At 45.6% G+C, this 17,830-nt stretch carries 17 protein-coding genes and 1 tRNA gene; 17 read left to right on the top strand and 1 reads right to left on the bottom strand.

Annotated features, from left to right (window positions below):
* The 15 genes from WMO75_RS05460 to WMO75_RS05390 form a co-directional block, all read left to right on the top strand.
* The coding region (locus WMO75_RS05460) for an amino acid--tRNA ligase-related protein (RefSeq protein WP_349077721.1) at positions 1-428 on the top strand (428 nt) is incomplete at its 5' end.
* A 19-nt stretch (positions 429-447) separates the two neighbouring features.
* Positions 448-741, top strand: coding sequence for an Asp-tRNA(Asn)/Glu-tRNA(Gln) amidotransferase subunit GatC (gene gatC, locus WMO75_RS05455; protein ID WP_022214755.1), 294 nt, complete (start codon positions 448-450; stop codon positions 739-741).
* Between the two features lie 10 nt (positions 742-751).
* Positions 752-2,227 carry an Asp-tRNA(Asn)/Glu-tRNA(Gln) amidotransferase subunit GatA gene (gene gatA, locus WMO75_RS05450; RefSeq protein ID WP_022214756.1) on the top strand — a complete coding sequence of 492 codons (1,476 nt, stop codon included), beginning with the start codon at positions 752-754 and terminating at the stop codon, positions 2,225-2,227.
* Positions 2,224-3,669, top strand: coding sequence for an Asp-tRNA(Asn)/Glu-tRNA(Gln) amidotransferase subunit GatB (gene gatB, locus WMO75_RS05445; RefSeq protein WP_303223023.1), 1,446 nt, complete (start codon positions 2,224-2,226; stop codon positions 3,667-3,669). Before gatA ends, gatB begins: the two co-directional genes overlap by 4 nt.
* Positions 3,670-3,714: 45 nt before the next feature.
* Complete coding sequence (locus WMO75_RS05440) at positions 3,715-4,929, top strand: LL-diaminopimelate aminotransferase (protein ID WP_022214758.1); 1,215 nt, start codon at positions 3,715-3,717, stop codon at positions 4,927-4,929.
* Between the two features lie 149 nt (positions 4,930-5,078).
* Positions 5,079-6,347, top strand: coding sequence for a M18 family aminopeptidase (locus tag WMO75_RS05435; protein ID WP_118698267.1), 1,269 nt, complete (start codon positions 5,079-5,081; stop codon positions 6,345-6,347).
* Between the two features lie 25 nt (positions 6,348-6,372).
* A complete protein-coding gene (locus WMO75_RS05430; RefSeq protein WP_118252287.1) occupies positions 6,373-7,185 on the top strand; it encodes an HAD family hydrolase in 813 nt (270 codons plus the stop codon).
* Between the two features lie 19 nt (positions 7,186-7,204).
* The gene (locus tag WMO75_RS05425; RefSeq protein WP_173905376.1) at positions 7,205-8,257 is read left to right on the top strand and encodes a tyrosine-protein phosphatase; all 1,053 of its coding nucleotides are present in this window, start codon (positions 7,205-7,207) and stop codon (positions 8,255-8,257) included.
* Positions 8,258-8,419: 162 nt separating this feature from the next.
* Positions 8,420-8,917 (top strand): acetolactate synthase small subunit, encoded by a 498-nt coding sequence (ilvN, locus tag WMO75_RS05420; protein WP_022214762.1) that lies wholly within the window; start codon positions 8,420-8,422, stop codon positions 8,915-8,917.
* Between the two features lie 91 nt (positions 8,918-9,008).
* A complete protein-coding gene (gene ilvC / locus WMO75_RS05415) occupies positions 9,009-10,028 on the top strand; it encodes a ketol-acid reductoisomerase (protein ID WP_022214763.1) in 1,020 nt (339 codons plus the stop codon).
* Between the two features lie 304 nt (positions 10,029-10,332).
* Complete coding sequence (locus tag WMO75_RS05410) at positions 10,333-10,821, top strand: signal peptidase I (protein WP_291580615.1); 489 nt, start codon at positions 10,333-10,335, stop codon at positions 10,819-10,821.
* Entirely contained in the window at positions 10,818-11,471 is a 654-nt protein-coding gene (locus WMO75_RS05405) for a TasA family protein (RefSeq protein WP_022214765.1), read from the top strand. The genes WMO75_RS05410 and WMO75_RS05405 overlap by 4 nt, the downstream gene beginning before the upstream one ends.
* A 31-nt stretch (positions 11,472-11,502) precedes the next feature.
* A complete protein-coding gene (locus WMO75_RS05400) occupies positions 11,503-12,054 on the top strand; it encodes a SipW-dependent-type signal peptide-containing protein (RefSeq protein WP_291580617.1) in 552 nt (183 codons plus the stop codon).
* 14 nt (positions 12,055-12,068) lie between these two features.
* Positions 12,069-13,289 carry a SurA N-terminal domain-containing protein gene (locus WMO75_RS05395; protein WP_118252284.1) on the top strand — a complete coding sequence of 407 codons (1,221 nt, stop codon included), beginning with the start codon at positions 12,069-12,071 and terminating at the stop codon, positions 13,287-13,289.
* Entirely contained in the window at positions 13,286-15,955 is a 2,670-nt protein-coding gene (locus WMO75_RS05390; protein ID WP_303223024.1) for an isopeptide-forming domain-containing fimbrial protein, read from the top strand. Before WMO75_RS05395 ends, WMO75_RS05390 begins: the two co-directional genes overlap by 4 nt.
* Positions 15,956-16,027: 72 nt before the next feature.
* On the opposite strand, the gene WMO75_RS05385 is transcribed toward WMO75_RS05390, so the two are convergent.
* Positions 16,028-16,101: transfer RNA gene (locus tag WMO75_RS05385), tRNA-Pro, on the bottom strand.
* Between the two features lie 128 nt (positions 16,102-16,229).
* Here WMO75_RS05385 and WMO75_RS05380 point away from each other — a divergent pair.
* Complete coding sequence (locus WMO75_RS05380; RefSeq protein ID WP_303223025.1) at positions 16,230-17,165, top strand: hypothetical protein; 936 nt, start codon at positions 16,230-16,232, stop codon at positions 17,163-17,165.
* A 19-nt stretch (positions 17,166-17,184) separates the two neighbouring features.
* A complete protein-coding gene (locus WMO75_RS05375; RefSeq protein ID WP_118252281.1) occupies positions 17,185-17,826 on the top strand; it encodes a hypothetical protein in 642 nt (213 codons plus the stop codon).
* The last annotated feature ends 4 nt before the right edge of the window (positions 17,827-17,830 follow it).

Below are 17,830 nucleotides of genomic sequence, written 5' to 3'. Positions count from 1 at the left end.
GTAAGATCCGCAACCCATACGATCTGGAGCCAGAAGAAGAAGCCCTGATCGGAAGATACTTCAAAGAAGAATACGATGCGGACTTTGTATTTGTAACTCATTATCCGTCCAAGAAACGTCCGTTCTACGCAATGGATGATCCGAGTGATGAGAAGTTTACCTTAAGTTTTGACCTTCTTTTCCACGGACTGGAAGTAACGACCGGCGGACAGAGAATCCATGACTACGATCAGCTCAAAGCCAAGATCGCAGCAAGAGGCATGGAAGAAGAAGGAATGGAGCAGTATCTGGATACCTTCAAACATGGCATGCCGCCACATGGAGGACTCGGTATTGGTCTGGAACGTCTGACCATGCAGCTTCTTGGAGAAGAAAACGTCCGTGAAGCGTGTCTGTTCCCGAGAGACCTGAACAGACTGGAGCCGTAAGAGAAGGAGGAAAAGTCAGATGGCAAAGATCATAGATGACGAAACAATCGAAAACGTATGTATCCTCGCAAAACTTTCCTTAGGTGAGGAAGCCAAGGCAAAAGCAAAGCAGGACATGCAGAAAATGCTGGATTATGTAGAAAAACTGGACGAACTGGATACAGATGGCGTGGAGCCTCTGTCCCATATCTTTGGTGATGAAAATGTATTCCGTGATGACGTTGTGACAAACGGAGACAACAAAGAAGCAATGCTTGCAAACGCACCAAAGGAAAAAGAAGGACAGTATCAGGTACCGAAGACCATAGGATAGGAGAATGAGGATGGAACTGCAGACAATGACAGCCCTGGAGCTGTCAAAAAAGATCAGACAGCGTCAGGTCAAAGTAGCGGACGGTGTCAAAGAGGTTTTTGATCAGATAGAGAAAAAAGAGGGTAAAGTACACGCATATCTTGACCTTTATAAGAAAGACGCTCTTGCAAGAGCAAAAGAAGTCGAAAAAGGAATCATGGACGGCACCTACACCGGACCGCTCGCCGGAGTGCCAATCGCAGTCAAAGACAACATTTGTATCAAAGGCAAAAAAACAACCTGTGCATCAAAAATATTAGAGAACTTCGTACCACAGTATAACGCAGAAGTCATCGACCGTCTGGAAAAAGCCGGAATGATCGTGATCGGAAAGACAAACATGGATGAGTTTGCCATGGGAAGTACCACAGAAACTTCTGCTTACGGTGTGACAAGGAACCCGTGGGATCTGGAACACGTTCCGGGAGGTTCTTCCGGCGGTTCCTGTGCGGCAGTTGCAGCAGGAGAAGCCTTTATGGCTTTAGGTTCTGACACCGGCGGTTCTATCCGTCAGCCAAGTTCTTTTTGCGGCGTGACCGGGATCAAACCAACTTACGGAACCGTATCCCGTTATGGACTGGTAGCTTATGCTTCCTCTCTTGACCAGATCGGACCGGTCGGAAAAGACGTGGCAGACTGTGCCGCACTTCTTGAAGTGATCGCAGGACATGACCCGAAAGACAGCACTTCCCTCGACCGCAAAGACCTTGATTTCTCAAAGAGCATTGAGGAGAAGAAACTTCTCGGAATGAAGTTCGGCGTGCCGAAAGAATTCCTCGCCAAAGGTCTTGATCCGGAAGTCAAAGATGCTTTTATGGAGACGCTCAAAGTCCTCACCTCACAGGGTGCGATCGTAGAATTTTTCTCCGTAGAGACAATGGAATATATGATCCCTGCCTATTATATCATTGCCAGCGCGGAGGCAAGCTCCAACCTGGAACGTTTCGATGGTGTAAAATATGGCTATCGTGCAGCAGAGTACGAGGGACTTCACGATATGTACAAAAAGACCAGAACAGAAGGATTCGGCGAGGAAGTCAAACGCCGTATCATGCTTGGTTCCTTCGTTTTAAGTTCCGGTTATTACGATGCTTATTACCTGAAAGCACTTCGTACCAAAGCCCTGATCAAACAGGAATTTGATCGTGCTTTTGATAAATATGATGTGATCCTTGCACCGGCTGCTCCGTACACAGCACCAAAGATCGGAGAAAGTCTCAAGGACCCGCTTGCCATGTATCTTGGCGATATCTATACCGTTGCCGTCAACCTCTGCGGTCTGCCTGGGATCACCGTTCCGTGCGGACAGGACAAGGCAGGCATGCCGATCGGTATCCAGATGATCGGAAACTGCTTCGGAGAACACAAGATCCTCCGTGCAGCGGCTGCTTATGAAGCAGAAAGAGGGGCATTCCCGACTCCTCTGAAAGGAGGCAAAGAGGCATGAAACAGTATGAAACCGTCATTGGTCTTGAAGTCCATGTAGAACTTGCAACAAAAACAAAGATCTTCTGTGGATGCTCTACAGAGTTTGGTGGAGCACCGAATACACATACCTGCCCGGTCTGCACCGGTATGCCGGGTTCCCTGCCGGTACTGAACCGTCAGGTCGTAGAATTTGCACTCAAAGCCGGTATCGCGGCAAACTGCCAGATCAACCAGTACTGCAAATTCGACAGAAAGAACTATTTCTACCCGGATAACCCGCAGAACTACCAGATCTCACAGCTTTACCTGCCGATCTGCCACGATGGCTGGGTAGAGATCGAAACTTCCGCCGGAAAGAAAAAGATCCGTATCCACGAAATGCATATGGAAGAAGATGCCGGAAAGCTGATCCATGATGAATGGGAAGACTGCTCTCTGGTTGACTATAACCGAAGCGGCGTGCCGCTGATCGAGATTGTATCCGAGCCGGATATGAGAAGTTCTGAGGAAGTTATCGCATACCTCGAGAAACTTCGCTGCATGATGCAGTATCTCGGTGTATCTGACTGTAAATTACAGGAAGGTTCCATGCGTGCCGATGTCAACCTGTCTGTCCGTGAAGTCGGCAGTGAGACATTCGGAACAAGAACCGAGATGAAGAACCTGAACTCCTTCAAGGCGATCGCAAGAGCCATCGAGGGCGAGAGAGAGCGTCAGATCGAGCTGATCGAAGAAGGCAGAGCCGTTGTCCAGGAAACCCGCCGCTGGGATGACAACAAAGAATCTTCCCATGCCATGCGTTCCAAAGAGGATGCCAAAGATTACCGTTACTTCCCGGACCCGGATCTTCCGCCGATCCATATTTCCGATGCATGGATCTATGAGATCCGCACTTCCCAGCCGGAACTCCGCGAGGAAAAACTGCTTCGTTATCAGGAAGAATTTGAGCTTCCGGCATACGATGCAGGAATCCTTACCGAGTCCAGACACCTTTCTGAGCTTTTTGAGGAAGTTGCAAACCTCTGCGGCAGCCCGAAGAAAGCAGCCAACTGGTTCATGGGTGAAGTACTCCGTCTGACCAAGGACAAGGGCCTTGATGTGGAAAAAGTTTCTTTTACACCGAAACACCTCGCCGACCTGATCCAGATGGTAGAGAAAAAAGAAGTCAGCGCACAGAATGCAAAGAAAGTCTTCGAAAAAGTCTTTGATGAGGATATCGAACCAGTATTCTATATCGAAGAACACGGCCTCAAGATCGTAGAAGACACAGGACTTCTCAACGACATCTTACAGAAGATCATGGATGAGAACCCTGGACCGCTCGCAGAACTTCTTGGCGGTAAAGAAAAAGTATTCGGATTCTTTGTCGGTAAGATGATGAGAGAACTCAAAGGCAAGGCAAGCCCGGACGCAGTCCGTGAAGCACTTGTAAAAGAAGTGGAGAAAAGAAAAAATCAATAATGCTTCAGAAGAGAAGCGCAAACATAGAGATGAGGAGAATATATTATGGTAACAGTAAATAAAAATTATCTGAAACTGCCGGGAAGCTATCTTTTTTCCACAATTGCAAAAAAAGTAGCCGCATATCAGGCTGCAAATCCGGATGTAGAGATCGTACGTCTTGGAATCGGTGATGTCACACAGCCGCTTGTACCGGCGATCATTGATGCACTTCACAAATCTGTCGATGAGATGGCAAATGCCGAGACTTTCCACGGCTATGCACCGGATCTCGGATACGAATTCTTAAGAAGCGCGATCGCAAAAAATGATTACGAGGCACGCGGATGCCAGATCAGTGCAGATGAGATCTTTGTTTCTGACGGAGCAAAGAGTGATTCCGGAAACATCCAGGAGATCTTTGGCACAGACAACAAAGTGGCAGTCTGCGACCCGGTTTACCCTGTTTATGTAGACACAAACGTAATGGCAGGACGTACCGGCGAATACAATAAGAAAAACGAAAACTTTGACGGCGTGATCTACATGCCGTGTCTGGAATCCAACGGATTCCTGCCGGAACTTCCGGTAGAAACACCGGATCTGATCTATCTCTGCTTCCCGAACAACCCGAGTGGTGCAGCGATCACAAAGGACAAACTTCAGGAGTGGGTAGACTATGCAAACAAGAACGGTGCAGTGATCATCTATGATGCCGCTTACGAGGCATATATCACAGAGGAAGATGTGCCGCACAGCATTTATGAGTGTGAAGGTGCACGTACCTGTGCGATCGAGCTGAGAAGCTTTTCCAAGAATGCGGGATTTACCGGCGTTCGTCTTGGATTCACTGTTGTTCCGAAAGACCTTGTCCGCGAAGGTGTTGCACTTCATGATCTCTGGGCAAGACGTCATGGGACCAAATTCAATGGTGCCCCATATATCGTACAGCGCGCCGGCGAAGCTGTCTATTCCCCGGAAGGAAAAGCACAGTTAAAAGAGCAGGTTGCCTACTATATGAGAAACGCCCATACGATCTACAACGGTCTGAAAGAAGCGGGCTATTCCGTATCCGGCGGTGTGAACGCTCCATACATCTGGCTCAAAACACCGAACAACATGAGCTCCTGGGATTTCTTTGATTATCTTCTGAAGACAGCACACGTTGTCGGAACTCCGGGATCAGGATTCGGAGCACACGGAGAAGGCTTCTTCCGTCTGACCGCATTCGGAACCTACGAAAATACCTTAGAAGCGATCCGCAGGATCACAGCTTTATAAAAATTTATTTAGGAAAACTGGCAGCAGGGTGTCGAAGTGGCACCCTGCTTTTTGCGTGATACCCCCCCTGGTGAGATTGGCATTGCCAGAAAGAAGATAATAACGTATAATCAAGTGCAGAATAAACGACAGATGAGGAGTGGCTGATTATGTACTATGAAACAACAAAAGAACTGCTTGCTTTTATCAAAAAAAGCCCTACGGCATTCCACGCTGTAGAAGAAATGCAGGCGAGACTGACGGAAGATGGATTCCAGGTGCTTTCGGAGAAGGAACACTGGAAGCTTACACCGGGAGGGAAATATGTGGTGACGCGGAACCATTCTGCGCTGATCGCTTTTACCATACCGGAGAAGGAATCATGGAAGTTTCATATCATCGCCAGCCACAGCGATTCACCGTCTTTTAAGATCAAAGAAAACCCGGAGATCGTTGTAGAGAAGACTTACGTGAAACTGAATGTCGAAAAGTACGGCGGGATGCTGATGGCACCGTGGTTTGACCGTCCGCTGTCCATTGCCGGAAGAGTGATCGTGCGAAAAGATGGAAAGTTAGAAGAAAAACTGATCGATTTCGACAGGAACCTCGTGATGATCCCGAACCTCGCGATCCATATGAACCGGGAGGCAAACAGCGGCGTTTCCTATAATCCACAGAAGGATATGCTGCCGTTGTTCAGCATGGGAGGTTCTGATGTGTCACTGCAGAAACTTCTGAGCACACAGCTTGATGTAGAAGAAAAAGATATCCTGAGCCATGATCTTTTTCTTTACAACCGCATGGAAGGCTCCATATGGGGCGCAGAGAACGAATTCGCATCCAGCGCCAGACTGGACGACCTGCAGTGCGCTTTTGCCTCTCTGAAGGGCTTTCTGGGCGCACAGAAGCAGGACTGCATTGCGGTGCACTGTGTCCTTGACAATGAAGAAGTCGGAAGCGGCACGAAGCAGGGAGCGGCATCCACCTTCCTCAAAGACACACTTCTCCGTATCAACAGCGGGCTTGGAAGGACATACGAGGAATATCTGATGACACTTGCGGACAGCTTTATGATCTCCGCAGACAATGCCCATGCGCTCCACCCGAATTATACAGATAAGGCAGACCCGGTCAACCATCCGCTTCTGAATAAAGGAATCGTGATCAAATACAATGCAAACCAGAAATACTGCACAGATGCAGTGTCAGCGGCTGTGTTCAAAGATCTCTGCGACAGGGCAGGTGTTCCGTGGCAGACATTTGTCAACCGTTCTGACATTCCGGGCGGTTCCACGCTTGGAAATATCTCCAACACGCAGGTCCCGATGAATACGGTGGATATCGGCCTGCCACAGCTTTCCATGCATTCTCCGTATGAGACAGCAGGGGTGAGGGACACAGAGTATTTTGTTAAGGCAGCAAAGGAATTTTTTGCATAAACAGGCATAAGAAGAGGGAAAGAGAATGAATACAGACAAAAAAGCAGTTTTTTTTGATGCAGACGGTACGATCTGCGATATTGAAAAAGGAGTTCCGGACAGTGCGGTAGAGGCGATCCGTAAATTAAGGGAAAACGGACATGAGGCGTGGCTGTGCACCGGAAGAAGCAGGGCTTTTGTCCCGGGCTATCTGGAACAGATCCCGTTTACCGGTATGATCAGCGCATGTGGCGCGACTATTGAAAAAGACGGACAGCGGCTTTATAACAAAGAGATGCCGGTGGAAGTGGCGAAACTTTCCGTGGAGACTCTGCGTAAATACGGTCTGATCCCGGTCATGGAAGGTGCAGATTTCATGTACTATGACAAGGATGAGTATACGAATGAAGTCAACTGGTATCGTGACCTGATCACAGAGGCTCTTGGACCGAAATGGCGGCCGATCCGCGGCTATGAGGACAGCATGCATATCAACAAGATCAGTGCCAAGATGACAGAGGGCTGCAACGACGAAGAGGCATGCAGGGAACTGTCACAGTATTATGACGTGATCCGCCATGAGAACAATGCGTTTGTGGGAACAACGATCGAGCTGGTTCCGAAGGGCTGCAATAAGGCTGTCGGAATCGCTGCAGTCTGCCGTATCTTTGACATTCCGTGGGAAAGCACTGTAGTCTTTGGGGACAGCAACAATGACCTGTCCATGTTTGAATATGCAGCGACAAAGGTGGCCATGGGAAATGGTTCCCAGAAGATCCGTGAACTGGCAGATTATGTGACCACAGATATGTTTCACTATGGAATCCGAAACGGTCTCACAAAACTCGGTCTGATCTGAGAAGGCAGGAGAAAAAGTTATGAAATATGGAAAAATAAGAATCGAAGACGGCAATCTTATCTTCGCAAAAAGAATGCTGATCAATTATCTGCCATGTAAGGACATTTTGTGGGCGTATATGCGAAGAGAAGGTGTGGAAGGTGGGCGGCAGAAGCAGTTCAGCACCAGCTCTCTTGTGATCATCACCCGGCGAAAAAAACGCTATGAATTTGAGATGACGGACAAAGAGATCAGAGACTGCATCCAGCTTCTCAAAGTCCTAAATCCGAAACTTGCAACAGGTTTTCCGAAGGGTGCGAGGATTCCGCTCCAGAGCCTTCCGAATACCCGCGATCTCGGAGCGCTTGCCACGAAGGATGGAAGACATATCCTTCCGCGCAGGCTTCTGAGGAGCGGTAATCTGTATCATATGTCTCTTCAGGACCAGGATACGCTCCTCGATGAGTATCATCTGTCGACGGTTGTCGATTTTCGTACCAGAAAGGAAGTCCTGGAAAAACCGGATACCGTTCTTGAGGGAGTGGAGTACCATGAGATCTCAATCGTAGATGAAGAAACTCTTGGCATTACCCGTTCCGGAAATCTGCTGGAAATGCTTCTGAAATTTGACCAGCCGATCGATGAGTTCATGCAGAAACAGTATGTTTCTTTTGTGCGAGATGATTTTTCGGTCAAACAGTATGCCCGTTTTCTGGATGTCATCCTGCAGCAGGAAGAGGGTGCCGTCCTGTGGCACTGCAGCATGGGTAAAGACAGGGTCGGCGTTGGAACGGCACTTCTTCTCTATGCGCTCGGGGTACCGATGGAGACGATCATGGAGGACTATCTCCGTACCAACCGCTGCCTGGAGGAAGACCAGCAGCATATGATCCGGCTTCTGGAAACCAAGATGATCGTGGACAATGAAGTGATGGACAAGATCAAGGCACTGTACCGTGTCAAGGAAGAATATCTGGAGGCGGTTTTTGACGCGATCAGACAAGATTATGGTTCCGAAGAAATGTTTTTGAAGAGGGCTCTCTACATGACTCCAAAGGCAGTCGACTCTCTTCGCAAAAAATATCTTGTATAAAATACAAAAAAGGTAAGAAAAACCACGAAATATATGCATAGATATACAAATACAGCAAAATTTGACGTTGACAAACGGGCTAATGTTGTTATAATGTAAAACATGCAAACAATTTTACAATGGAATTGTTTACAAGGTTAAAGTGATGAAAGCAGGTGGGTTATGCAAAAGAGAATTTTGTCCCTGTTAGTAGATAACACCGCAGGTGTTTTGAGCCGTATTTCCGGACTTTTCAGCCGTCGCGGTTATAATATTGACAGCCTGACAGTTGGTGTGACTGCAGATGAGCGTTATTCCAGAATGACAGTTGTATGCAGTGGAGATTCCATGATTCTGGAACAGATCACCAAACAGCTTGCCAAGCTGGTAGATGTAAGAGATATCAAGGTTCTTGAGCCGGATAACAGTGTGAGTAGAGAACTGGTTCTTGTGAAGGTCGCAGCGAGACCGGAGCAGAGAGAGGGAATCATTTCCATCGCAAATATTTTCCGTGCCAACGTCATTGATGTCGGCAAGACTTCTCTGGTCATTGAGATGACAGGAAGCAAGAGCAAGCTGAGTGCTCTGATCGACCTTCTGGGAGAGTATGAGATACTGGAACTTGCAAGAACTGGTATTACCGGACTTTCCAGAGGTGCCAGTGATGTGAAATTCTTATAGGAGTTTTACATAATAACAGTGTTTGCTAAGGGTAACAGCCCTTAACGATAAATTATGAAAAAATTTACAAATAGCTTAGGAGGAAACAAAGATGGCAAACAGGATTTTTTACCAGGAAGACTGTAATTTAGGATTACTGGATGGTAAGACCATTGCGATTATCGGTTATGGCAGCCAGGGACATGCACATGCACTGAACTTAAAGGAATCAGGCTGCAATGTCATTGTTGGTCTGTATGAGGGAAGCAAGTCCTGGAAGAAAGCCGAGGAGCAGGGCTTTAAAGTATATACAGCAGCAGAAGCAGCAAAACAGGCTGATATCATCATGATCCTGATCAATGATGAAAAACAGGCTAAACTTTACAAAGAAGATATCGAGCCGAACCTTGAAGAAGGCAACATGCTGATGTTCGCTCATGGTTTCAACATTCATTTCGGATGTATCGTTCCACCAAAGAACGTAGATGTTACTATGATCGCACCAAAGGCACCAGGACATACAGTAAGAAGCGAATATCAGGCAGGTAAAGGAACTCCTTGTCTGGTAGCTGTTGAGCAGGATTATACAGGTAAAGCACTTGACAAAGCACTTGCTTATGGTCTTGCAATCGGCGGAGCAAGAGCTGGTCTTCTTGAGACTACATTCCGTACAGAAACAGAAACAGACCTGTTCGGTGAGCAGGCAGTTCTCTGTGGTGGTGTTGTTGCACTTATGCAGGCTGGTTTCGAAACACTTTGCGAAGCTGGATATGACCCGAGAAATGCATACTTCGAATGTATCCATGAGATGAAACTGATCGTTGACCTGATCTATCAGTCAGGATTTGCAGGAATGAGATACTCTATCTCCAACACTGCTGAATATGGCGATTACATCACAGGACCGAAGATCGTTACAGCAGAAACAAAGAAAGCTATGAAACAGATCCTGACAGACATTCAGGATGGTACATTCGCAAAAGAATTCCTGCTTGATATGTCTGACGCTGGAAAACAGGTTCATTTCAAAGCAATGAGAAAACTGGCTTCCGAGCATCCGTCAGAAAAAGTCGGCGAGGAGATCCGTAAACTGTACAGCTGGAACGGCGAGGATAAACTCATCAATAACTAAGGAAATTTTAAGGCGCACCCGTCAGGGTGCGTCTTTTTTTGATGTTTTCTGACTTTTGGCTGTCGAAACAGGGGGAACGAATCTGGTTGACTTTCTTTGGCTCACAGCGTATGATAAGACCATCTGAAACAACGGCAGACATCTCTGCCACGGACTCTTCTTCTGAAGAGGATCTTTAGAATTCCATTTTTATTATTTTTTAATTTTAACTGCAAAGGGGCGTACTCTATGACGGGACTTTTGCGGGGCAGGCCTCCGCCGTAAGATCAATAAAATATCCTACATAAAAAGAAAGGCAGGATTTATGAAAACAGCAGAAAAAGCAGGACGGCTTTTTTTCGCGGTGCTTGGACTTGCAGGTCTGCTGTTGCTGATACTTCCCCGGGTCGGAATTTCTGTAGATATGGTTCTGTCCGGTTCCATGGAACCAAAGATCAGGACGGGAGGACTTGTATTTACAGATACCAGCCGGAAAGACCCTCAGATCGGAGATATCATCACATACAGCCTGAATGACAGTTTTGTGACACATCGTGTTATACGCAGAGAAGGCAGTATACTGATCACAAAGGGCGATGCAAATGACGGGGAAGACCTGGCACCGGTAAGTGCAGAGCAGGTGCTCGGAACGGTAGTGTTTACAATACCGTTTCTTGGATATATGGCAGCTTTTATGAGACGAAAGACAATTTGGGCCATATGTATTCTGATGATTTCGCAGGAATTGATTTTTATAGTTCAGAATGAACTGACAGAAAGGAGAGCGCGAAAGAAAGCGCGGGCAAAAATATGAAAACAAACAAAAAAAGAAACCTCAAAAAAGCAGGATTTGTAGCAGGAGTTTTATGTCTGGCATCTATCGGTGGTGTATCTGCTTACCTGACAGATTTTGATAAAGCAGATAATCAGTTTACCGTCGGCAAAGTATCTATTGATCTGGACGAGCCTGGATTTAAACCGGAAGAACAGACAAAAATCGAGCCGGGAAAAGACGTAAAAAAAGATCCACAGATCAAAAATACAGGAGTAAATGATGCATTCGTCTATCTGGAAGTATCCATTCCGATGGCAGAAGTAGAGGCAGCATCAGAAGATGGAACACGATTAGGCAAAAGAGAACAGGAACTGTTTTCTTTCCAGACGCCGACAAACTGGACAAAATTAAGCTCCAAAAAAACAGGAGATAATCAGGTCTATGTCTATGCATATAATGAAGTGTTGAAGCCGGAGCAGACAACAAACACTTTGTTTGATTCTGTAAAATTCCTCAATATCATTGAGGGGCAGATCGATGAGAAAAATCTGAGTATTCCGATCAGAGCCTATGCAATTCAGACATCGTATACCGGAGGAGATTCTGCAAGTGTTGTTGACCAGGCAAGAACAGCGTATGAGAAATATGTAAATCAGAATAAAGGACAGGAAGGTCAGGTTACTCCGTAAGAAAGTGCAGAAAGAAAGCAGGTAGTAAGATATGAAAAACAGGAAGAAACTGGCTGTCGCATGTGCGGCGACACTGGGCTTCATCCTTGGAATCGGTGGTACGAATGCATATCTGACTTCTTATGACCAGGTAGTAAACGTGGTTGGCGTGGGGAAGAACACGACAAATATCGTAGAAGAATTTCCTACACCATCACCTCTGCCCGGAGATGAAGATTCTGAACTTCCAAAAACAGTATGGGTCGCAAATGGAAATGTGCAGGGCGAAGAGGCTTCGGTCGACTGTTATGTAAGGGTATCACTGGGGTATTCCAACTCTGATATAGGCAGGGCAGTGACATTGAAGCAGATAGATCGGACAAACTGGGTGGAAGCAGATGACGGATTTTATTATTACAAAAAAGTCCTCCGGGAAGGAGAGAAGACAACGCCTCTCTTTTCAGGAATCTCCGTAGATTCTTCGAAACTTGAAAAGACATATCTGGATCAGATCGATGCATTTGAAGTACAGGTTTATGAGGAGTCTGTGCAGGCTGCCGGATTTGAGGATTACAGAAGTGCCTGGGAATTTTATCGGACTTAAAGGATGGAAGAACTATGAGAAAAAGAACAAAGATAGCGGCAGGAATTCTTTCTTTGAGCATCCTGGGGATATCAGGCGTGTATGGATATTTTTCGGACACTTTGCAGGTTGTGAACCATATCTCTGTGGGGGATATCAAGATCAGTGTGGAAGAATTTGAAAAGAAGGGAACAAAAGAAGTTCTTTACAACAATAAAGGAGATGTCCTTCCCGGGGCAGTGGTATCCAAGATCCCAAGGATCACAAACCGTGCTCTTCCGTGCTGGGTGCGCGCCAGGATCTTGTATACAAATGACCGGAAAGAACTGGAAGGTCTGGACGATACGAAACTTTCCGGTTTTTCTTCTAAATGGATCAAACGCGGAGAGTACTATTATTACACCAGTATCCTGAAGAGAAAAGAGACGGTCGATCTGTTCCAGAGTGTACATATTCCGGCATCCTGGAAAAAGGAGCATGAGCTTCAGAAACTGGGGCTGACCATTCAGGCAGAAGCAATCCAGGCAGCGAATTTCACACCGGATTTCAGTGCCATGTCGCCATGGGGAAATCAGTTGATTCGGCAGTGTATCCATGAAGAAGACGGAGCAATGACCTGCAAAAAGCCGCAGACGAAGCTGTCAGTGGAATTTAACGGAAAGGCGCATAAACTCCTGTCTGTGCCGGGAGATTTTTTTACAAATCTCGGAACTGCGATGCCGGGAGATGTGCTTACAGATACGATCACAGTGTCCAATACTACAGACAGTGCGGCGGAAATTTTGTTCCGAACCAGCACGGAAGGCAGAAACAGTGAGCAGATTGCGATGCTTAAGGATGTAAAACTTACCGTGGCAATGGGAAATAAGATTCTGTACAGCGGGACTTTGGATTCCACGGGTCTTGCCAGAAACAAAACGCTGGGAATTCTGGAAGCCGGACAGAAAGGAAGTATGAAGTTTCGGCTGGAGATTCCGGCAGAGTGGGATAACCGTATGGCACAGAAAAAAACAGATGTCACATGGATCTTTACTGTTAATGAAGAAGAAAAGACATCATCTTCCGATTCAACAGGAGGATCCGAAAGCGGGGAAAGTACTGCCCGGCCGGCAGTGACCAGAGATAACGGAAGCAAACAGGCAGACCATGTCAAAACAGGTGACTCGTCAGCAACAGAACTTCTGTTGATCCTTCTTCTTGCTTCTGGTGGCATGGTTCTTGTAATCAAAGCATGGAAAGGAGGCAGAGGAGTATGAAAAAAAGAATAATATCAGGAATTTTTGCTGCATTATTTGCTGTTTCTGCTGTTACGGGAATCTCTGCTGCCTCAGATTCTGTGTTTCAGGAAGAAATACAGGATGAGTTTCAGGATGCAGATGGAGATGAAGATATATTTATGCCCGGAGACGAAACAGAGAAAGCTGATGACGAAGATTTTTCAGAAGATGCGGACGGAGATTCTGCTGAGATATCCGAGACAGATTTTGAAGAAAATACGGAACCGGATTCTTTCGATGTGACAGTCAGAGCAGAACAGGGAACGATTGTATTTGAAACGGATCTTCTGCAGCTTAAAGAAGAACAGGAAAAGCTGAGTGCCGATGAACTTTTGCAGATGCAGGAACGAGAACATCTTTTTGTGGCAGGAGAAGCAGTGGGTTTCTATATCCATCCATTTGAAGGATATGAGTGCACAGAAGTAATAGCAGAAAGTGAAGGAGAAGCTGTTTCGGTAACTCTGGGAGAAGATCAGAGATATGAGTTTGTTATGCCGGAAAGTTCTGTGATTCTGAATGCAGAGTTTGAGAAAATTCCCGGGGAAGAAAATGAAGAAGCAGAGATTTTCAATGACGGAGAAGAAGCGGAAGCAGTAAGTACTTCTGCCAGGTCTACAGCAGTCAAGGCTGTGGCAGCAAATTATAAGATGAGACCAGAGTATGCCTTTGCATATGCTTTTCGAAAAGGTAAGACGAAACTTACGGAGGTGCAGGGGGCTTCTGCAAGCCTTCCGGCTAAACTGGATGCGCAGTTCGGTTGGTCCCAGAATGGTGCAACAAATTACAAGAATACCTTTTCGGCATGCAGTATTCAGAATGCTGCACAGAAGGGAAAAATTTCTGCAAAGTATACAAATGTAGGGGAATATAAGGGTAAAATTGTAGACCTGAAAATTACAGTGCCGGAATGGGGTACGGTAAGCTATACACATATGGGTGTTGACAATACTGTGATTTCTCCATGTATTCTGTTTTATAATGACAGGATTGCCTTTTCAACACTTTCTGTAGGAATTGTGCGCTTTAAGTTTGAGTTCTTCGATCATGAAACCGGAGATCAGATTTCTCCTAAAGGGCATGTGACGATGATGGACCTTGACGGAGGTCAGGGATTTCGTGTTTATGACGGATGGGGCGTAGATGCCATGTATATCCGAAGCGGGTACGAGCATCTACAGGCGACGACCGGAACTACAAGTAATGGAACGGTATACACAGAAGTATGTGCTCCGGAAGGAACATCAACAGATAACAACGATGTAAAAGGCTGGTGTCATGTAGATTTTAATAAGTCCTTTACAGTAAACTGGCTTGCAGGTGCGGGTGGACTGACAGGAAAAACTCCGTATTCAGCGTTTTTTATGTCAGGGGCACAGACAGTTGGAACCTATGAGCCGAATTCGGAACCTGAGAAGAAAGTCGGAGCTGTTGATTCGTCTTATAGCAGCATGAAACGACGTGAATCGGAATCGGATACAGCAGCGGAAAAACCTTATACTATCCCAAAGACCAAGGAATTTGATTATATGATCTCACAGACAGTTCTTCCGGGAGATTACAAAAAATTTGAGGTCACGGATCAGCTGGATTCCTGCCTGGAGTACAAAAGTGCTTCTGTCGAAACTGCTCAGGGGAATGATGTCACGCAGCAGTTCACGATCACTGCTACGAAGAATACAGTGAAGTTTGCGGCTGCGAACAGCTTCCTGAAGACTGATGCGGCCTGCAATAATGTAACCTATTATTTCAGGATCCATGTAAAAGCCAAAGCAGACAGTGTGATTGCCGCTCATGGGCATTATAAAGACGGTATTTATTATCATATTTCAAACCAGGCAAAACGACGTCTTGATTCCTCACAGATGGCAGACACCCAGGAAACAAATATGTCATGGGTACGTGGGATTATTGAAAGGAACTGCAGCATCCGCAAAACAGATGCGGCAGACAGCACGAAAGACCTGACAGGAGCAGTATTTCAGGCATATGCATGGGATGAACAGAAAAAGAGTTATGCCATTACGGGAGAGCAGTTTGCGTATACGGAGAAAACGAAATTATATACGAAAAAACTGCAATATACAGACCAGAACAAAGGAAAATTCAGACTGGTCGAGACACAGGCACCAGAAGGATACCTTGGGAACTGGAAAGAAGATATCTCTATTCTGGACGAAAACCAGGACTTTGCGCTGGAAGTGTCAAATGAAGGAATACGTCCGCCATATGGTGAGATAACGATAACAAAAAAGATCCTGGAGAATGATATTATCTGGGCGCATGGAAATCCGGTTTTCCGGTTTGTGGTAAATGGAACAGATCGGAAGGGAAAAGCGCACAGTTACGAAAATTATGTAGAGTTCAGACAGGAAAATTACGAAAAACAGGGAGACTATGCCGTTTTGAGCTGCACAATAGCCAAAGTTCCATTTGGAAGTTACACGATCAGTGAAAAAGAAACGCTGCGTTATAAATTTCAGGGCATCACAGCAAATACTCCCAATGTACAGATTACAGGCAGAGAAGGAACAGCAGTTCTGGACAGTATAAATGAGACAGCAGCAGTTACCTTTACCAATCTGAAAACACGTTATGACGGCTACAGTCATACAGATGTCGTGAGAAATATCATACCAGTCGCATAAAAGAATAAAATAAAACAAAAAGGCTTCCGAACGACCATAACGTCCAGAAGCCTTTCCTGTTGAATAAGAACATCGGGGAAATGGGATTTGAACCCATGACCTCACGGCCCCCAGCCGTGCGCGCTACCAAGCTACGCCATACCCCGAGAATATGTAGTATTATAGCAAGCAGAAAATACTTTTGCAACTGCTTTTTTTTATTTTGATGGTCAATTGATTGAAATTGTCCAAAGAATATATTATAATGTAAAAACACTGGAAAGGAGAGGAGGGAATGAAATTGGAAAGAAGTAGTTGGGCTGGCAGAACGATGCTGGTGGTATTCTTTTTTGCATTGATCCTTTCATGTGGAGTAGGGGATGTTCATGCGGCAGTGAATAGCAGCGCGAAGACTTCAGCATCCACTGGTAAGGGAAGTACTTCGAAAGTCAAGAAGGGACTTATCTGGGAAAAGGGTGGTTATCGCTATTATGTCAATAATAAACCTGTCCGGAATACATGGAAGATCATCAAAGGTAAATATTACTGGTTCCGTGAAAATGGCGTAGCAGCCAGAGGTGGGGCATGCAATGTAAGAGGGATATATTATGTATTTGATATGAACTCTCACAAAGTGACACCTGGAAGCACGAAAGTCGTAAAGATAAACACATACTGGTTTATCGTCAACAAATATGGTAAAGGCGTTGGCGGATGGCAGGAAGTAAACGGCAGAGTCTATTATGCTTACAAAAGTGGCAGATGCATAGTCAACAGGACTATAAGCGGTCTCAGGCTTGGCAAGAACGGATATGCGGTGGATACCATGCAGGCACGCTGTAAGATGGCAGCAAGGAGATTTATTGCAAATCATACAACAGCAGGTATGACCAATCGTCAGAAACTGCGGGCATGCTTTAATTATATTATAGGTTATAATAGATTTGTAGGAAGCATGGATCCTACCCCTGCTGAATTCAGAAGCCGCAGATGGGTATACAAATACGCAGTTCAGATGTTTGAAAACGGTCTGACAGGAAACTGTTATGGAATGGCAAGTGCAGTCGCAGCAGTTGCAAAGGAACTGGGATATCAGCCGTATGTGATCACTCTGGCAGAGGGACACAGCTTTGTGATGATAAATGGACGCTATTATGATAACATGTATGGAGCTTTATTTGATGCGGCTTCACGCCCGTCTTATGTAGCACAGTATAAAATAAAATTTTAAATAAAAAAGGAGAATCAACATGAAAAAAACCAGAAAAATCTTGGCAGTAGCACTTTTCCTGCTGCTCATGCTGACACCGGTTGTTTCAGTTTCTCAGCCAGTTACTGTGCAGGCTGCTGCAAAAACAACCCTGAAGAAATCAGGCGGCAGATATTACGCTTATGAGAATGGCAAGAAACTGTGTAATGCTTGGCGTAAGATCAAGAGCGGCAAGGTCAGCTATACCTATTACTTTGGAGCAAATGGTGCAGCCTATCAGGCCGACAAAGAAATGATGGGAAAATACAGTGTAATTGTCAAAAAGATCAAGGGTCAGTATTATGGCTTTGATTATCTGGGACACAGAGTTAAGGGAGTACGTGTGGGAAGTACCTCTGCATATGGAATGCCATATGTATATTACTTCAACGCAAACGGGACTTACAACAAAACAAAAACAGCACAGTTGAGAGCTGCTTCCAGAACAAACAAAAATGCAACAACAATCAAGAAACTTCTCGGAAAATACAAAAAATACAAAATTTCCAAAAACAGTTGTTTCAGAAATGGAAACGGAGTGGATATCACCTATACTTATGATAATGTAGAGTTATCTGTATTCCGTCCAAAGGGTAAGAGCTATAAATATGATGTTGTAGAGAGCCTTGTTTCACGCTACTAAGAAA

The organism is Blautia intestinihominis (genome assembly GCF_040096655.1).
Taxonomy (GTDB): Bacteria; Bacillota; Clostridia; order Lachnospirales; family Lachnospiraceae; genus Blautia_A; species Blautia_A intestinihominis.
The sequence above is the reverse complement of the archived record's forward strand: the minus strand, read 5'-3'. Positions and strand labels throughout refer to the sequence as shown.